12 protein-coding genes, 2 tRNA genes and 3 rRNA genes are annotated in these 17,913 nt (G+C 59.5%); 4 read left to right on the top strand and 13 right to left on the bottom strand.

The features are described from left to right. Nucleotides 1–4: 4 nt before the first annotated feature. From J0W34_RS13685 to rpsF, 11 genes are all read right to left on the bottom strand, one after another. On the bottom strand, nt 5–484 hold the full coding sequence (locus J0W34_RS13685; RefSeq protein ID WP_321573674.1) for a DUF192 domain-containing protein: 480 nt from the start codon (nt 482–484) through the stop codon (nt 5–7). 156 nt (nt 485–640) lie between these two features. Beyond that, nucleotides 641–754: ribosomal RNA gene (gene rrf / locus J0W34_RS13690) — 5S ribosomal RNA — on the bottom strand. A 116-nt stretch (nt 755–870) separates the two neighbouring features. Then, nucleotides 871–3,760 (bottom strand): 23S ribosomal RNA (locus tag J0W34_RS13695). Between the two features lie 329 nt (nt 3,761–4,089). Next, nucleotides 4,090–4,165 (bottom strand) — tRNA-Ala (locus tag J0W34_RS13700). Nucleotides 4,166–4,177: 12 nt separating this feature from the next. Beyond that, nucleotides 4,178–4,254, bottom strand: a tRNA-Ile gene (locus J0W34_RS13705). Nucleotides 4,255–4,331: 77 nt separating this feature from the next. Next, nucleotides 4,332–5,871, bottom strand: a 16S ribosomal RNA gene (locus J0W34_RS13710). Together the 16S, 23S and 5S rRNA genes with 2 tRNA genes alongside form the textbook arrangement of a ribosomal RNA operon. Before the next feature lie 335 nt (nt 5,872–6,206). Continuing rightward, a complete protein-coding gene (dnaB, locus tag J0W34_RS13715; RefSeq protein WP_227817866.1) occupies nt 6,207–7,583 on the bottom strand; it encodes a replicative DNA helicase in 1,377 nt (458 codons plus the stop codon). A gap of 72 nt (nt 7,584–7,655) precedes the next feature. Continuing rightward, nucleotides 7,656–8,108: a 50S ribosomal protein L9 gene (gene rplI / locus J0W34_RS13720; RefSeq protein ID WP_227817867.1), complete on the bottom strand. Its 453-nt coding sequence runs from the start codon at nt 8,106–8,108 to the stop codon at nt 7,656–7,658. A gap of 15 nt (nt 8,109–8,123) precedes the next feature. After that, a complete protein-coding gene (gene rpsR, locus J0W34_RS13725) occupies nt 8,124–8,390 on the bottom strand; it encodes a 30S ribosomal protein S18 (RefSeq protein ID WP_227817868.1) in 267 nt (88 codons plus the stop codon). Next, nucleotides 8,365–8,694, bottom strand: coding sequence for a primosomal replication protein N (gene priB / locus J0W34_RS13730; protein WP_227817869.1), 330 nt, complete (start codon nt 8,692–8,694; stop codon nt 8,365–8,367). Before priB ends, rpsR begins: the two co-directional genes overlap by 26 nt. A 6-nt stretch (nt 8,695–8,700) precedes the next feature. Then, complete coding sequence (gene rpsF, locus J0W34_RS13735) at nt 8,701–9,096, bottom strand: 30S ribosomal protein S6 (protein ID WP_227817870.1); 396 nt, start codon at nt 9,094–9,096, stop codon at nt 8,701–8,703. Nucleotides 9,097–9,288: 192 nt separating this feature from the next. On the opposite strand from rpsF, the gene J0W34_RS13740 reads away from it, so the two are divergent. Next, on the top strand, nt 9,289–10,674 hold the full coding sequence (locus tag J0W34_RS13740) for a DUF2868 domain-containing protein (protein WP_230969145.1): 1,386 nt from the start codon (nt 9,289–9,291) through the stop codon (nt 10,672–10,674). Further along, nucleotides 10,667–12,067, top strand: coding sequence for a GTPase/DUF3482 domain-containing protein (locus J0W34_RS13745; protein WP_230969146.1), 1,401 nt, complete (start codon nt 10,667–10,669; stop codon nt 12,065–12,067). Before J0W34_RS13740 ends, J0W34_RS13745 begins: the two co-directional genes overlap by 8 nt. Here the strand turns inward: J0W34_RS13745 and J0W34_RS13750 are convergent. Continuing rightward, nucleotides 12,052–14,358 carry an ATP-binding protein gene (locus tag J0W34_RS13750; protein WP_230969147.1) on the bottom strand — a complete coding sequence of 769 codons (2,307 nt, stop codon included), beginning with the start codon at nt 14,356–14,358 and terminating at the stop codon, nt 12,052–12,054. The genes J0W34_RS13745 and J0W34_RS13750 overlap by 16 nt on opposite strands. Before the next feature lie 13 nt (nt 14,359–14,371). After that, nucleotides 14,372–15,217, bottom strand: a complete 846-nt coding sequence (locus tag J0W34_RS13755; RefSeq protein WP_230969148.1) for a PhnD/SsuA/transferrin family substrate-binding protein — start codon at nt 15,215–15,217, stop codon at nt 14,372–14,374. Between the two features lie 267 nt (nt 15,218–15,484). Here J0W34_RS13755 and J0W34_RS13760 point away from each other — a divergent pair, with 267 nt between their 5' ends. Further along, a complete protein-coding gene (locus tag J0W34_RS13760; RefSeq protein WP_230969149.1) occupies nt 15,485–16,147 on the top strand; it encodes a LuxR C-terminal-related transcriptional regulator in 663 nt (220 codons plus the stop codon). Between the two features lie 94 nt (nt 16,148–16,241). Then, complete coding sequence (locus J0W34_RS13765) at nt 16,242–17,789, top strand: sensor histidine kinase (protein WP_230969150.1); 1,548 nt, start codon at nt 16,242–16,244, stop codon at nt 17,787–17,789. Nucleotides 17,790–17,913: the final 124 nt, after the last annotated feature.

Below are 17,913 nucleotides of genomic sequence, written 5' to 3' on the forward strand. Positions count from 1 at the left end.
GCAACTATTCCGCGGCGGGGAGCTTCTCGATCCCTTTGATGACCGCTCCACTACCAATATTCTTCGACCGAAACCAACCCGCATTCATTTCGAGCGCGAAGCGTGCCGGCGCCTTGGCACAATGATTGTCTTCAGTCTGCGGCAGCATCTCTTCGACATTGATGACGACACCGTTGTCATCCAGAAAGGCGACCGATAAAGGAATCAGGGTGTTTTTCATCCACATGCAGTGAATTGCCTTTTCGGGGTAGACGAAAATCATGCCTTCATGCGAGGGCATTACAGAGCGGTTCATCAACCCGGTCGCCCGATTCGTGTAGTCAGCCGCCACCTCCGCCGAAATCCGAAACATTCCCGTTCGCAGTTCGACGCGCGGCAACTGGTCCGCAAAGCTTGCCGCGGGCTGCAACAAGGCCAACGACAGTACAACGAGACGAAGCGGCTTGAATGGGTTGCTCACGAGAAAATCCTGATATGCGGTCATTTCGGAATCCAAGCATACGCGATCTCTCCCGTCATCGACACAGTCTGCAACACGAGGGTTTACGCATTCATGCGTCAAGTTTTTAGTTTGATTTCGAATCGTAGTGTCAATAAAAAACCCCTGCTACGGTTGTGTAGCAGGGGTTTTGAGTAGTTAGTCTGACGATGACCTACTTTCACACCCGCAATGGGCACTATCATCGGCGCGATTCCGTTTCACGGTCCTGTTCGGGATGGGAAGGGGTGGTTCCAGAATGCTATTGTCGTCAGACTTTGATCGTTGTCGGGATGGGATTAGTCCATCCTGACGAATTCGGAAGATCAAGTCGAAACACAGCGTGTTGTGTGTGATTGCGTCTTTGAGATATTTGTTGTTCTCAAGGTTATAGGATCAAGCCTCACGGGCAATTAGTATCGGTTAGCTTAACGCATTACTGCGCTTCCACACCCGACCTATCAACGTCCTGGTCTTGGACGACCCTTGAGCGTGATCGAGTCACGAGGGAAGTCTCATCTTGAGGCGAGTTTCCCGCTTAGATGCTTTCAGCGGTTATCTCTTCCGCACTTAGCTACCCGGCGATGCCACTGGCGTGACAACCGGTACACCAGAGGTGCGTCCACTCCGGTCCTCTCGTACTAGGAGCAGGCCCTCTCAAACTTCCAGCGCCCACGGCAGATAGGGACCAAACTGTCTCACGACGTTTTAAACCCAGCTCACGTACCACTTTAAATGGCGAACAGCCATACCCTTGGGACCGGCTACAGCCCCAGGATGTGATGAGCCGACATCGAGGTGCCAAACTCCGCCGTCGATGTGAACTCTTGGGCGGAATCAGCCTGTTATCCCCAGAGTACCTTTTATCCGTTGAGCGATGGCCCTTCCATACAGAACCACCGGATCACTATGACCTGCTTTCGCACCTGCTCGACTTGTGGGTCTCGCAGTCAAGCCTCCTTTTGCCATTGCACTATCAGTACGATGTCCGACCGTACCTAGGAGACCTTCGTACTCCTCCGTTACCCTTTAGGAGGAGACCGCCCCAGTCAAACTGCCCACCATGCACGGTCCCCGACCCGGATTCACGGGCCTAGGTTAGAACCTCAACGACACCAGGGTGGTATTTCAAGGTTGGCTCCACGATAACTGGCGTTACCGCTTCAAAGCCTCCCACCTATCCTACACAAGTGACGTCAAAGTCCAATGCAAAGCTACAGTAAAGGTTCATGGGGTCTTTCCGTCTAGCCGCGGGGAGATTGCATCTTCACAACCATTTCAACTTCGCTGAGTCTCAGGAGGAGACAGTGTGGCCATCGTTACGCCATTCGTGCAGGTCGGAACTTACCCGACAAGGAATTTCGCTACCTTAGGACCGTTATAGTTACGGCCGCCGTTTACCGGGGCTTCGATCAAGAGCTTGCACCCCATCACTTAACCTTCCGGCACCGGGCAGGCGTCACACCCTATACGTCCACTTTCGTGTTTGCAGAGTGCTGTGTTTTTAATAAACAGTCGCAGCCACCGATTCTCTGCGGCCTCCTTCTGCTCCACCCGCAGGGGCTTCACATACAAGAGGCACACCTTCTCCCGAAGTTACGGTGTCAATTTGCCGAGTTCCTTCTCCTGAGTTCTCTCAAGCGCCTTGGTATTTTCAACCTACCCACCTGTGTCGGTTTGCGGTACGGTCGATTTTGGACTGAAGCTTAGAGGCTTTTCCTGGAAGCTTGGTATCAACCACTTCAGAGTCAATGACTCCTCGTTATCACGCCTCATCTAAGCCTGGCGGATTTGCCTACCAGGCACGACTACACGCTTGAACCGGGACATCCAACACCCGGCTGGCCTAACCTTCTCCGTCCCCCCATCGCATCCAAAATCGGTACAGGAATATTGACCTGTTTCCCATCGACTACGCATTTCTGCCTCGCCTTAGGGGCCGACTCACCCTGCGCCGATGAACGTTGCGCAGGAAACCTTGGGTTTTCGGCGAGGGTGCTTTTCACACCCTTTATCGCTACTCATGTCAGCATTCGCACTTCTGATACCTCCAGCATCCCTTACGAGACACCTTCGCAGGCTTACAGAACGCTCCCCTACCATGCGTACAAGTACGCATCCGCAGCTTCGGTTATCAGTTTGAGCCCCGTTACATCTTCCGCGCAGGACGACTCGACTAGTGAGCTATTACGCTTTCTTTAAAGGGTGGCTGCTTCTAAGCCAACCTCCTAGCTGTCTGTGCCTTCCCACCTCGTTTACCACTTAACTGATCATTTGGGACCTTAGCTGGCGGTCTGGGTTGTTTCCCTCTTGACAACGGACGTTAGCACCCGCTGTCTGTCTGCCGTGTATCACTTTCCGGTATTCGGAGTTTGCTATCGCGGGGTAAATCGCAGTGACCCCCCCAACGATGACAGTGCTCTACCCCCGGAAGTGTCCGCACGACGCACTACCTAAATAGTTTTCGGGGAGAACCAGCTATTTCCAGATTTGTTTGGCCTTTCACCCCTATCCACAGCTCATCCCCTAATTTTTCAACATTAGTGGGTTCGGACCTCCAGTGCGTGTTACCGCACCTTCATCCTGGCCATGGATAGATCATCTGGTTTCGGGTCTACATCCAGCTACTAAAGCGCCCTTATCAGACTCGCTTTCGCTACGCCTCCCCTATTCGGTTAAGCTTGCAACTGAACGTAAGTCGCTGACCCATTATACAAAAGGTACGCAGTCACCCCTCAAAGGAGGCTCCCACTGTTTGTATGCATGCGGTTTCAGGTTCTATTTCACTCCCCTCCCGGGGTTCTTTTCGCCTTTCCCTCACGGTACTGGTTCACTATCGGTCGATCACGAGTATTTAGCCTTGGAGGATGGTCCCCCCATCTTCAGACAGGATTTCACGTGTCCCGCCCTACTTGTCGTACGCTTAGACCCGCCAGCGACCCTTCACATACAGGGCTATCACCTTCTATGGCCGGGCTTTCCATCCCGTTTTGTTGAATCACTGGTTTAGTCGTACAGGCTGGTCCCGGTTCGCTCGCCGCTACTTCGGGAATCTCGGTTGATTTCTTTTCCTACGGCTACTTAGATGTTTCAGTTCGCCGCGTTCGCCTCCACTGGCCTATGTATTCAGCCAGGGATACCTCATAAGAGGTGGGTTTCCCCATTCGGACATCTGCGGATCAAAGCTCTATTGCCAGCTCCCCGCAGCTTTTCGCAGGCTTACACGTCCTTCATCGCCTGTGATCGCCAAGGCATCCACCACATGCACTTAGTCGCTTGATCCTATAACCTTGAGCTCTGCCTTCCGACAAAGACTCCGCTACAGGAGAACTTCAAACGTCTCAAGTTGTTGTGCTTCCCACCTGCCGCTGGTTCGCAAGCAGACAGGAAACGATGCAATCACACACCATAAATAAATTTACTACTGTGTGACTCGCCAGTTCTTACGAACCGACGATCATTCGACTTTTCTTCCTAATTGTTAAAGAACGCACCTGATCCGAAGACCAGGGTAAAACGTCAGCACTATCGCCTCCAATCATTCACAGGCAACACTGCTGACGCTTCACCGCACACTCGAAGAGTTGAACAACCGAACAACACCAATTGAATGGTGGAGGATGACGGGATCGAACCGACGACCCCCTGCTTGCAAAGCAGGTGCTCTCCCAGCTGAGCTAATCCCCCAACTTGATGCTTTGGTGGGTCTGGTTGGGTTCGAACCAACGACCCCCGCCTTATCAAGACGGTGCTCTAACCGGCTGAGCTACAGACCCCACTTCTCGGGTGCGCGAGCTTACACATTGAACAACCGATAGGTTGTGGATACTTGGCCCCGAGGGGCTTTCTCTGGAAAGGAGGTGATCCAGCCGCAGGTTCCCCTACGGCTACCTTGTTACGACTTCACCCCAGTCATGAATCTCACCGTGGTAAGCGCCCTCCCGAAGGTTAAGCTACCTACTTCTGGTGAAACCCACTCCCATGGTGTGACGGGCGGTGTGTACAAGACCCGGGAACGTATTCACCGCGGCATTCTGATCCGCGATTACTAGCGATTCCGACTTCACGCAGTCGAGTTGCAGACTACGATCCGGACTACGATCGGCTTTCTGGGATTAGCTCCACCTCGCGGCTTGGCAACCCTCTGTACCGACCATTGTATGACGTGTGAAGCCCTACCCATAAGGGCCATGATGACTTGACGTCATCCCCACCTTCCTCCGGTTTGTCACCGGCAGTCTCATTAGAGTGCCCAACTTAATGATGGCAACTAATGACAAGGGTTGCGCTCGTTGCGGGACTTAACCCAACATCTCACGACACGAGCTGACGACAGCCATGCAGCACCTGTGTCCAGGTTCCCGAAGGCACCAATCCATCTCTGGAAAGTTCCTGGCATGTCAAGGGTAGGTAAGGTTTTTCGCGTTGCATCGAATTAATCCACATCATCCACCGCTTGTGCGGGTCCCCGTCAATTCCTTTGAGTTTTAATCTTGCGACCGTACTCCCCAGGCGGTCGACTTCACGCGTTAGCTGCGTTACTCAGAAAGTTTCCTCTCCGAACAACTAGTCGACATCGTTTAGGGCGTGGACTACCAGGGTATCTAATCCTGTTTGCTCCCCACGCTTTCGTGCATGAGCGTCAGTACAGGCCCAGGGGGCTGCCTTCGCCATCGGTGTTCCTCCACATCTCTACGCATTTCACTGCTACACGTGGAATTCCACCCCCCTCTACCGTACTCTAGCCGTGCAGTCACAAGCGCAGTTCCCAGGTTAAGCCCGGGGATTTCACACCTGTCTTACACAACCGCCTGCGCACGCTTTACGCCCAGTAATTCCGATTAACGCTCGCACCCTACGTATTACCGCGGCTGCTGGCACGTAGTTAGCCGGTGCTTCTTCTGGTGGTACCGTCATCGACGCCATGTATTAGACAGCGCCATTTCTTCTCACCTGAAAGAGCTTTACAACCCGAAGGCCTTCTTCACTCACGCGGCATGGCTGGATCAGGCTTTCGCCCATTGTCCAAAATTCCCCACTGCTGCCTCCCGTAGGAGTCTGGGCCGTGTCTCAGTCCCAGTGTGGCTGATCATCCTCTCAGACCAGCTACGGATCGTCGCCTAGGTGAGCCATTACCCCACCTACTAGCTAATCCGACATCGGCCGCTCCAATTGCGCGAGGTCCGAAGATCCCCCGCTTTCCCCCAAAGGGCGTATGCGGTATTAATCCGGCTTTCGCCGGGCTATCCCCCACAACTAGGTACGTTCCGATGCATTACTCACCCGTTCGCCACTCGTCGGCAGAGAGCAAGCTCTCCCCGCTACCGTTCGACTTGCATGTGTAAAGCATGCCGCCAGCGTTCAATCTGAGCCAGGATCAAACTCTTAAGTTCAATACCTGTTAGTACTCAAAGTCAAAAAACTGACATGAATACTCAATCTTTTTGAAACTCATGTAGCCGAAGCTACTGTGCCCAACAAGACCAAGCACCCACACCTATCGGTTGTCCAAATTTTTAAAGAGCCGCCGAACAACTTGTTGCCGTTCAGCGAAGAAGCGAGATTCTGTCAGAGCCACCTCACTTCGTCAACCCCCAGATCACTTAAATTTCAGCGCCCCGTTGGCCGTTACCCCCGCTCCGAAAACACCGCCGAAGCGCGAAGAGGGGCGAATTATAGACACTAATTCGTACGTGTCAACACCCCACGAAAAAACCTTCAGGAAAGCTCAATATTCTGGCTGACCGACGAAGTTTTCGAACCGGGTGTACTCACCGATAAACGTCATGCGCACTACTCCGGTCGGACCATTCCTGTGCTTACCAATGATCAGTTCCGCCGAGCCCTTGTCCGGGGAATCCGGGTTATAGATCTCGTCCCGATACACGAACATGATGATGTCTGCATCCTGCTCGATAGCACCGGATTCACGAAGATCCGACATCACAGGACGCTTGTTGGGCCGCTGTTCAAGGCTTCGATTGAGCTGAGAGAGTGCCATGATGGGCACTTTCAATTCCTTCGCCAGCCCCTTGATCGAGCGGGATATCTCGGACAGCTCAGCTGCCCGGTTATCGCTTTGCTTGAGGGAAGTCATCAGCTGCAGGTAATCGATAACAATCAGACCCAGTTTGCCGAACTGTCGATGCAGTCTGCGCGCCCTGGCGCGCAGATCGATCGGGTTGAGACCGGGCGTCTCGTCGATGTAGATGGGCGCTTCATGCAACTTCCCGAGGGCGTAGGTCAATCGCTGCCAATCATCGTCAGTCAACTTCCCTGTCTTGAGACGAGACTGATCAAGCCGCCCGACCGAGGAAATAAATCGGTTCGCCAACTGGGTCCCCGGCATCTCCATTGAAAAAATGGCCACAGGCAGCTTGCTCTCGACGGCGATATGTTCGGCAACGTTGAGCGCAAAGGTGGTCTTACCCATACCGGGGCGACCTGCGACGACAATCATGTCGGTTGCGTGAAGCCCCGAGGTCATTTCATCCAGGTCGGACAAACCTGTCGGGACTCCGGTTGTCTCTGCCGGGGAGTCCCGGTCGTAGAGTTCCTGAATCCGATCGACGACCTGCCCCAGAATCGGCTGGATCGGCACAAAACCGGCCTGACTGCGTGCGCCCGCCTCCGCGATCTCGAAGACCCGGGCTTCTGCCTCATCCAGCAAGGTCGAAGCATCTTTGCCAGAGGGCGTGAGTGCGCTCGCCGCGATTTCGTCACCGACCGTCACCAGAGCGCGCAGAATGGCGCGCTCCCGCACGATCTCTCCGTAGCGACGAATGTTCGCCGCCGAGGGGGTGTTATTCGCGATCTCACCGAGGTAGGCGAGCCCACCCGCCTGTTCGTCCTCGCCACCCTTCTGAAGCGACTCGAAGACAGTCACCACGTCGGCGGGCTTTCCCATCTCGATCAATCGGGCGATGTGCTTGAAAATGCGCCTGTGATCATCACGATAGAAGTCCACTTCGCTGACAAGGTCAGCGACCTTGTCCCACGCCGCGTTGTCGAGCAGCAGGCCGCCCAACAGAGACTGCTCGGCTTCGAGCGAATGCGGGGGTAGCTTGAGCGCTGCGATTTCCGGGTCTAGTTGCATCGAATTCATGGAGCCCATTGTGCCTAATCAAAAACAAAAAAGGGCTGCACATGGCAGCCCTTTTTCGGTGAGCGCGAAGACTTACTGCGTCTCGCCCAGCACAGACACGGTGATGGTCGTCACCACGTCGGAGTGCAGAGCCACGTCCAGCTGAACGTCACCCACGGACTTCAGCGGGCCGTCCGGCATGCGGATGGTGCTGCGGTCGATTTCAAAACCCTGGGCTTCCAGCGCGTCGGCCACGTCAGCGTTGTTGACGGAGCCGAACAGACGGCCGTCCATACCGGCGTTGCGAGTGATCTGAACCATCAGACCTTCGAGCTTCTCGGCGATTGCCTGAGCAGCAGCCAGCTTGTCTGCCTGAGCCTTTTCAAGTTCGGCACGGCGGGCTTCGAACTCGGCCATGTTGGCCTCGGTCGCGCGCTTGGCCTTGCCTTGCGGGATCAGGAAGTTGCGTGCGTAGCCATCCTTGACCTTGACCACGTCACCCAGATTGCCGAGCTTGCCGACCTTTTCGAGCAGAATGATTTGCATGTTGCTCTCTCCCGATTACTTGTGCAGGTCGGTGTAAGGCAGCAGCGCCAGGAAACGGGCGCGCTTGACGGCAGTGCCCAGCTGACGCTGGTAGCCGGCCTTGGTACCGGTGATACGAGCCGGCATGATTTTGCCGGTTTCGGTGATGAAGTCCTTCAGCAGGTCAACATCCTTGTAATCGATTTCTTCAATCTTCTCCGCAGTGAAGCGGCAGAACTTGCGGCGCTTGAACAGACCGCCGCTACGGCCACCACGGTTACGACTCTTGGGTTTGAAAGCCATTGTCGATTCCTTCCAAAAATTTGATGTTCGTTATATGCAACACCGGAAGCTTGCTTCGCTTGCTTTTCGCGGCAAGAAATCCGGTTGCTTCAAGCTTCCAGCCACATGCAGCGACGGCCAGCTGTCTGGCCATGTCGCCGATTGCGACTGCGGGCAACTCGCACTCCACATCCCGCTCAAGACCGTTTTCAACCTGTCGGGACGCATGCCCCAGAATGCAGTTGATCAGCGGCACCCCGGCGGGGGTGTATCGCATCGGCGCCAGTTCAATCAATCGGCCCTCGATGCGCAGCGTGTTGCTCACGCCGGCTTATTCCTCGGTCGCAGCTTCCTCGGACGACTCTTCACTGTCGTCAGCGTTGTTGCCGCCGGTCAGGGAGCGCGACTTCTCGTCCTTCATCATCGGGGACGGCTCGGTCACGGCCTTCTTCATGGTCACGGTCAGGTGACGAAGCACGGCATCGTTGAACTTGAAAGCATGCTCGAGCTCGGCAAGGGTGTCCTTGTCGGCTTCGATGTTCATCAGCACGTAGTGTGCCTTGTGGATTTTCTGGATCGGGTAAGCCAGTTGACGGCGGCCCCAGTCTTCCAGACGGTGGATCACACCACCCTTGGTCTCGACGACCGAACGGTAGCGCTCGACCATGGCCGGAACCTGCTCAGACTGGTCCGGGTGGACGATAAAGACGATTTCGTAGTGGCGCATGCACACTCCTCGTGGTTACCAACAAAGTAGCCCCCCGGTCATGCGTGCCCGGTGGAGCGAAGGAAAGCCCGCGATTCTACACCAGCCAACGACGAAGAATCAACTATTTACGTTGCCCGCTCACCTTGTTCCCGGCGTTACCCGGCCTCGCGTTATGCTATGGCTCCCGAATTTCAGGTATCCCGCCATTCAGTGACAAGACACGCACTCACCCCCTTTGAAGCCCGCTGGCTTGCTGAAGCGACCCGACTTCGCGAGGCGCATGTCGGGCCGCTGGAAGACGCAGCCGCCAATCGGGCGGCGCGTGCTGCTGGCGGTGACCTGGAGGCGCGGCTGTGCCATCGTGCGCTGGCACTCGATATCGACAAAGGCGGCCTGCGACAACGGCTTGTCGATTGGTCGCAGCAGGCGCGGTGGGCCGGTATGGTGATTGCGATTCTGGCAGTGCTCGCCGGCACCAGCCTCGGGGCGTCCGTGCTGGGTGATGGGCAGCGGCCGGTGAATGTCGTCTGGGCGCTCGGCGGACTACTCGGCATCCACTCCCTCACCTTGATCGCGTGGTTTGCCGGACTTGCCTTGCCGGGGCTGGGCCATGGCTCGCTTGCCGGTCGGCTCTGGCTCTCGGTCACTCAATGGCTCGGGCGCCGCCATGGTGATGCCTGGCTGCCAGAGGCGGGTTTATCGATCGCTCGACGTGGCCGTATGGTCCCGGCCTGGCTGGGCCGGCTGAGTCACGGCATGTGGCTGCTCACCCTCACAAGCGCCCTCATTACCCTGCTCGTCATGCTCTCCACCCGGCGCTACGACTTTACCTGGGAGACCACCATTCTGTCCCGGGACGTGTTCGTCGGTCTGGTCGATGGCCTGGGCGCACTGCCCCGTGTGTTCGGACTCAGCATGCCGAATGCCGATATGGTGATGCGCGCAGCGGGGCCTGATCCAGCGACCGGCGATCGGCAAGTATGGTCCTTGTGGTTGATCTCGGCCCTGATCCTGTATGGAGTCATCCCCCGTGCCATGTTGTGGCTGTGGTGCTCATGGCGATGGCGCACATTCACCGAGGGCTTTCGCCTCGATGTGGAAGAACCCGGCCATGCGCGGCTTGCACGTGCTCTCATGCCAGCCTCGGAAGGCGCTATCGTCACAGATGCGGCCCCGGGCAGCTTGCCGCAGTTCAGGACCGGGCATGTGGAACACCACGCTGGCGCACGACAACTTGGGGTCGCACTTGAACTCGGGCCCGACCTGACTTGGCCGCCGGAACACTGGCCCCCCACGCAGCTGGGCGGACGTCTGGATAGCCGCGACGAGCGCCGCGAGACCCTCGATCAGCTCTCGACCCACCCGGTGCACCGACTGTTGGTTGCCATCGACACCCGCCTGTCACCCGACCGCGGTTCCCGCGCCTTGATGGCCGAGCTGAGCCGCTACACCGACGTGATGGCGGTATGGATGCGCGGTCACGGCGCACGTGCCGACCTGTGGCGTGAAGTGCTGCTTGAACTCGGTATTGCCGAGACGGATCTGTTTGTTGATGAGAATGAAGCACGACAATGGCTGGAGGCCGACGATGAATGACGGTCTGAACATTGCCGTGGTCGGTCACACCAACACCGGCAAGACGTCACTGCTGCGCACACTGCTGCGGGACACGCAGTTCGGCGAGGTCTCGGATCGGCCCAGCACCACCCGCCATGTCGAGGGCGCACAGCTGCTGGCCGATGGCCGTCCGGTGGCAACGCTGTTTGATACGCCGGGGATGGAAGACGCCATCGCCTTGCTCGATTACCTCGATACGCTGGCCCCGCCCGCCGAGCGACTCGACGGTCCGGATCGCCTCAACCGTTTTCTCGCCAGCGCAGAGGCGGTGGGCCGATTCGAGCAGGAGGCCAAGGTCTTGCGGCAGCTCATGCAGAGCGATGCCGGGTTTTACGTCATTGACGTGCGCGACCCGGTACTGCCCAAGCATCGCGACGAACTGACCCTCCTCTCCTACTGCGCGCGGCCCTTGCTGCCGGTGCTCAACTTCGTCAACGCGCCGCTGAACCATGAAGGTGCCTGGCGCGACATGCTGTCGCGGGTCGGCCTGCACGCACAGATTCGCTTCGATACCGTGACGCCGGAAGCAGACGGTGAGCGACGCCTTTACGAGGCTCTGGCCACCTTGCTGCCTTCACAACGTCCCGCGCTGGACCAGTTGATTGATAGCCGTGCCACCGACGAGATGCATCGCCGTCATGCAGCCACGCGATTGGTGGCTGAACTCGTCATCGACGTCGCTGCCAGTCGGCGACAGGTGTCCGCCGACGACGAGGTTATTGCCCAGGCTGTCAAACAGCTGCACGCTGACGTTCGCCAGCGCGAGCAGCACTGCGTGGACGCCCTGCTCGATCTCTACGGTTTCAATCGCAATGATGTCATCGCCGCGCAGTTGCCACTGCTCGACGGCCGCTGGGAAGACGACCTGTTCAGCGCCGAAACGCTCCGCGTCATGGGCGTCAGTGTCGGCAAGGGTGCGGCAGCCGGTGCTGCAGCCGGGGTGGGCATCGACCTGATCGCCGGGGGTTTGACGCTGGGCGCCGCCGCGGCGCTGGGTGCGCTGATTGGCGGCACGTGGCAGAGCATCAGCAACTTTGGCGACCGGATCAAGGGAAAGCTGACCGGGGAGCGTGAGCTGACCGTGGACGACGCCATTTTGCGGGTGCTGGCGGCGCGTCAGCAGGCACTGCTGGGTGCATTGAGCGGACGCGGCCACGCGGCGACCGGTCCCATCGACCTGAGTACCGCGCCGGTTCAGCAGTGGACCGAGGGTGCGCTACCCGACGAGATCGAACTTGCCCGGGCACACCCGGCCTGGAGCCGGCTCGGCGGGCGCCGCATCGATGACGACAACGAACGCCAGGAGGCTATCCGCCACCTCGCCGAACGCTTTTTCCTCTCACCCGGCAGTGCCGATCAGGCCGCCAGATAGGCATCGATCTCCCGCAACGCCTGATCGAAACGCGTCGGCATGGCGCCGAGCAGCGCGGTGATCCGCGCAGGATCCCCCTGATCGCTGCGCAACATGTGCTCAATGTTTTGCAAGTCCTCGCCGAGGCGCGTCAAGCCAAGACTCAGCAGCACGCCTTTGAGGGAGTGCACGTGCTGACGCAGGCTGTCTCGACTGGCGGACGAGGCGCCCTCCAGGGTCAGGGGCAACATCGCCATCTGCTCGCCGAGCAGACTGCGGTTTTCTTCAAGCGACTCCCGAAACAGGGGTTCATCGCCGCCAAACCGGGCGACAGCACCGTCCACATCCAGTTCTTTACACGCCAATACCTCTTCGTGATCAGGAGACTGTCCTGCTTCGCTCGATGCACAGGCCGCTGACACCGACACGGCCTTGAGGCTCGATCCCCCAATGTGGTCGCGCACCGTACTGACCACCTTCGCCGCATTGAAAGGCTTGGTGAGGTAGTCGACCATGCCCATGGCAAGGCATTCGCGCCGCTCCTCCTGCAGCGCGTTTGCGGTGAGCGCGATGATTTTCGGGGCTTTTCCCCCAAGGGCGTCGAGGATGCGGCGCGTGGCACTCTTGCCATCGACCTCCGGCATCTGTAAATCCATGAGCACCACCTGATAGGGGTGCGCGGTCGCAAGGGTCACCGCCTCTTCGCCGCCGGACGCACTCTCCACCATGGCACCGACGCGCTCGAGCAGCCGCAACGCCACGGTGCGATTGATCGGATTGTCGTCCACCACCAGCACGCGAACGCCATCCAGACGGCTCGCCTCGCCGGTCTCGACGGCGACGTCTTCGGGCGCTTCAACGTCGGCGATCTCGAACGGTATGCGCAGCCAGAACACCGCGCCGCCACCGGCGGCATTGAAACATCCCACCTGCCCGCCCATGGCATCGGCCAGCCCCCGACTGATCGTCAGCCCGAGCCCGGTGCCGCCATGGCGCCGATTGATGCTGGCATCCGCCTGTTTGAACGGTTCGAAAAGACTTTCAATGTCAGCCGGATTGATCCCCGGTCCGCTGTCCTGAACCTCAAGACACAACACGGCCCGTCGGTCTGCACCCGGATCGCAGCCGATGCGCACCTCGATCTCGCCAGCCGGCGTGAACTTCACTGCGTTGGAAAGGAAGTTGTTGATGATCTGCGACAACCGGGTCTGATCGCCCAGCACGGCGCCCGGCAGAGTACCGCCATCACGCTTGACGAGGCGGATCTCGAGGCCTCTTTCCCGCGCTGTTACCTGGCTGGCCGCCACGCACACCTCGATCACACGCAATGGATTGAAGATGTCTTGCTCCAACTGCAAGGCACCCGCTTCAACCTTGGAAAAATCGAGCACATCATCCACCACCCGCCGCAGTTGCCCGGAGGCCACCACCAACTGATCGACCAGTTCGGCCTGCCCGCGCGTGCGGGCCTCGTCGGCAATGATGCGAGCCAATCCGATGACCCCGTTCAGTGGCGTCCGTATCTCGTGGCTCATGGCCGCCAGAAAACTGCTCTTTGCGCGGTCCGCCTGCCGCGCCGTCTCGGCGGCCTCTTCAGCCTGCACCAGCAGGGTCTCGCGTTCGATTTCGCGCTTTTCAAGTGCCCGCGACATGAGGTTGAAAGAATGCGCCAAGGACACAACCTCGCTCTCCCCGGCCTCGGGGGCACGCGCGCCCAACTCACCCTTGGCAATGCGCCCGGCCGCCTCGGCCAGCCCCGAAATGCTACGGGCCAGCCATCCTCCCAGCAGCCAGGAAAACAGCGCCGCCAGCACCATTCCGGTGACGGCTGCAAGCGCGGCAAGCTCACGCGCACGCGTCAGCTCCGCCCTCGCCTCGGTGTTATCGATGCCGATTTCGACCCGGCCGATGGTGGCTTCACCCGCCGTGATCGGCTCGGTCATCTCGAAAATGCCGTCCGGATCGAGCGGGACATTGTCGACATCGAACTTGTGGGTCAGGGCGTCCCTGTCGCCATGGGCGACCACGACCCTGCCATCGAGATCGAACACGCGCACCATGCGTGCCGCACCACGGTCGACCATGTCATGCGTCACCGCCTCGATCTTGGCCAGGTCGCTGGAAATCAGTGCGTCCGAGATGGCGGCCGAATACAGATCGATGGCCGTTGCGCCGCTCTCGCGAATCAGGCGAGTCTGCCCTCGCTCCATCTGCCCCAGCGCCGCCGTAATGGTCATGCTCAGGGCGATGGCCTCGATCAGCGCAATGCCGAAAATGGCCTTCCAGCGAAAAGAGAGGTTCGCCAGTTTCATCCGGCCGACGCCATCACTTGGGATCGCCCAATCTGATCAGATCCAGGTTCAGCGCCCGGATCGAATCCCACTCGCTATCGGTGGCCGCCTCGATCCCCTTGAAGCGCAACACGCGCAGCATCCCCTGACCCGCCTCGGTGTTGCTCAGCGACGCCATCCCGTTGAAGAAGGCCTGGGTCACAGCCGGCGTCAAGCCCGGCAGCGCAGCGAACGCGTGGGGCGCATAGGCCTTGCTTTCCCAGATGACCTTGAGCTTGTCGCGCACCTCAGGGCTCATGGCATTGAGCGTGCGCACAATCCCGCCGCCACCGGCGTAGAAACCGCGCGAGACGTTCAGGTAAACCGAATCGTGGGACGAGACATAGGTGGGCGTCACCTCGACGCCCGCCGCTTTCATTTCGGCAATCGGGATGATGGTGGCCGCGAATGCCGCCGGCGACGGAAACGCCACCTTCATACCATTGAGGTCTTCCATCCGATTGATCTGGCTCGCCTTGGCCGCCACCAGCAAGCCCTTGAGTTTTCGGCCCTTTTCCTTGGCGAACGCGACATAACCCGGATTCTTGCTGAACACGGTGTAGTGATACGGGTTCATGTAGGCGATGTCGTAGTCGCCCTGACTCACCCGTTTTTCGAACTCGGGGATGGTCGGCGCCGTGGCGAATCGAAAAGCACACCCCGTGCGCTCGGAGATGCTTGCCAGAATCGGCAGCCAGGCCTTGGCCAGATCACTTGGGGCCTGCTGTGGCACCACGCCCACATTGATGGGGCGATGCTCAGCGCACTGCGCTGCATGGGCCGTGGAGATTCCGGCGGCGCACACCAGAATGACCAGCCCCAACCCCAAGCTTCTTTTCATCAGCACAGCCTCGACTCCCTTTATCACCCTGCTACCTACGGCTCAAAGCAGCCGTTTTGAACCCCTGCCGGGAAAACTACCCTTTACGCATCGACAAACGTATCAGTTCCGGTGTCGCCTTGGGCACTTTGTTTCGGAGCCGCCGAACGGCGCCCACCTGACTCAGGTCGTTCCCCCAAGAGCGGAGGGGAGCACGGAAAGCCGGACTGCGTTGGGTCGGCGCAACAAAGATGCCATACTGCCGGCTACGTACAACCGAAGGGCTTGGTGACCGTGCACACCCCATCCCATACGGAACCCGTCACCGTCGTCATTGCCGACGACCACCAGATCATTCGCGACGCCATCGACAGTCTGCTCGCCCAGGCGAGCGAGCAGTTCGGCCACCGTTACGATCGCGTCGCCACCGCCGAGGATGGCCTCAGCGCCATCGCCAGGGTCAAGGCCCACAAGCCGGCACTGCTGTTCCTCGATATCTCCATGCCCATGGCCAGTGGGGTCGAGATCATCCACGACATCCGCCGCTGGAGCCCCGAGACCCGCATCATCGTATTTACCGGCATCACCTCGCCCGGCCTGATCGCGACGGTGGTCGAATCGGGCGTGGACGCCCTGTTCAGCAAGGGTAGCCCGGTGGCCGACATGATCGACAAGCTGCCGCTCATTCTTCGCGGCGGCCGCCACATCGCCCCCGAGTTCAACGACATGATCGCGCGCGGCAAGCAGGCGGCCACGCTCACCGACCGGGAGCGCCAGATCCTCAACATGGTGGTGTCCGGCAAGACCAACAAGGAAATGGCTGGCGTGCTCAACATCAGCCCCAAGACCGTCGACAAACACCGCACCAGCCTCATGACCAAACTTGACGTCCACTCGGCTGCCCAGCTCATGGCCCGGGCGCTCAAGGACGGCCTGATCGATCCCACATGAGGGGCGCAAATGGGGTCAGCACCCCATGCCCCGCGCGCCTCAGGCGAAACACAATCAGTCACCGGCGCATGCGCCCAACCCGCTCGGTGACCCCATGATTCGACGGCTTCGCCATATCCCCTCTCAGGACTCGCACCGATTCGCCGTGACGCTCGGCGCACTGGCCTGCCTGCCCTTGCCGGCGCTGGCGTTCTCCCCGGGGGCCACCGTCGGTGCCGGCGACATCGTTTTCTATACCTTCCTGCTCACCGTGGCGGCCTTCTCCGCCGCGATCGTCGCCGCCTATCGGCAACCCAAATGGCTGGGATATGTGGTGCTCACGGTATTGATGGCGCTCAGCACCGCGGCAGGCGACGGCATGCTGGCGCATCTGATCGGCCCGAGCGACTTCGTGCTGTGGGCCCTGCCCTTCATCATCCTCACCGGGGTCACCGCCTACGGGTACTGGCTGATTTCGATTCGCCTCGAAGCGCCGCATCCGCTCGTCCGCTTCCGCGCACCGGCCCGCTGGCTGGCCATCGCGTCAGCCAGCCTGTGCATCAGCAGCGCGCTGTGGCTCAAGCGCATTCCGCTGAATCTGATGTGGATCCCGGCCAACCTGCTCTACTTCACCATGCTCATTGCGCAGACCCTGCCCCCGCTCACCTGGCAGACGCCCGATACACGGCTGCGCGGCGTCATCCGGGCGTTTCCGTTTGCCGTCGGCGGCAGCGCTGTCGCCGTCTATGCATGCCACTGGCTCTTCTTCGATTTCACCCCGGATACGCTGGTCGTCATCAACCGGCTGCTCATGCTGCTCACCGTCGGTTTTGCACTCACCATCGTCATCTGGCAGGCCTATGCCGCCGAGCGCGAAAAGGACGCGGCACAGCGCCGGGCACTCGAGGCAGCCCGGGCCGAAGCCGAAATGCAACTCGCGCTCACCCGTGCCGAGCACGACTATGAACGGGCCCGCCAGGTGGCGGGCCAGCATCGCGAGCAACTCGCCTCGGTGTCCCACGACCTCAAGCAACCGATCGCGTCCCTGCGCATCGCCATTGCCCAGCTCAAGCGTGACAACGAAGGTCCGGACGCCGACAAGCTCGACCGCGCGGTAGATTACATTGACAGCCTCGCGCGGGCCTATCTTGACGAACACCTGACGCAGACACGCGACGAGGCCGATGATGGCGGCCATGTGGACGGCGCACGCGAGGCCATCAGCACGCTGACGTTCGCGGCGATGATCGAGCAGATGTTCGCCGACGATGCGCGCGCCAGAGGTATCGACTTCAGGGTCGTCGCCCACGAGGCCACGATTCACGTAGACCCGCTGCCTACCATGCGCGCCATGACCAACCTCATCAGCAACGCACTGTCACACGCCAACGCCACGCGTATTCGTGTTTTCTTCCGGCGTCGCGCCGGGGGCGTGCACTATCTGGTCATGGACAACGGCCGCGGCATGGGTCCGGCCACGCTCAGCGCAGTGCAGTCCGACGGCATCCGCGGCCCGTCTGACAGCCACGGGCACGGGCTGGGCCTGGGTATCGTGCGGGCACTGTGCGAGGCGCAAGGTCTGCGCTTCAGTCTCGCCTCGCGCGCCGGGCACGGCACCCGAGCCTGCATCGACATCGGACGCACAGACGGATTGGGGTCTTGACCCCATTCATACAAACGCGTTACTTCCCCATCATCGAACACGTCAACGCGCTGCCGACGTCGCATCGCGCCCGATCACCACAGCCGAGGACGTGCCTGATGAACAAGACTCGATCATTCCTACA

It is taken from the genome of Nitrogeniibacter aestuarii, assembly GCF_017309585.1.
Classification (GTDB): domain Bacteria; phylum Pseudomonadota; class Gammaproteobacteria; order Burkholderiales; family Rhodocyclaceae; genus Nitrogeniibacter; species Nitrogeniibacter aestuarii.

Bases quoted from the DNA above. Each gene is read 5' to 3' on its own strand.
- J0W34_RS13755 (WP_230969148.1), bottom strand. From the start codon at position 15,217: ATGAAAAGAAGCTTGGGGTTGGGGCTGGTCATTCTGGTGTGCGCCGCC.
- J0W34_RS13685 (WP_321573674.1), bottom strand. From the start codon at position 484: ATGACCGCATATCAGGATTTTCTCGTGAGCAACCCATTCAAGCCGCTT.
- rpsF (WP_227817870.1), bottom strand. From the start codon at position 9,096: ATGCGCCACTACGAAATCGTCTTTATCGTCCACCCGGACCAGTCTGAG.
- J0W34_RS13750 (WP_230969147.1), bottom strand. From the start codon at position 14,358: ATGAAACTGGCGAACCTCTCTTTTCGCTGGAAGGCCATTTTCGGCATT.
- dnaB (WP_227817866.1), bottom strand. From the start codon at position 7,583: ATGAATTCGATGCAACTAGACCCGGAAATCGCAGCGCTCAAGCTACCC.
- rplI (WP_227817867.1), bottom strand. From the start codon at position 8,108: ATGCAAATCATTCTGCTCGAAAAGGTCGGCAAGCTCGGCAATCTGGGT.
- rpsR (WP_227817868.1), bottom strand. From the start codon at position 8,390: ATGGCTTTCAAACCCAAGAGTCGTAACCGTGGTGGCCGTAGCGGCGGT.
- J0W34_RS13765 (WP_230969150.1), top strand. From the start codon at position 16,242: ATGATTCGACGGCTTCGCCATATCCCCTCTCAGGACTCGCACCGATTC.
- J0W34_RS13745 (WP_230969146.1), top strand. From the start codon at position 10,667: ATGAATGACGGTCTGAACATTGCCGTGGTCGGTCACACCAACACCGGC.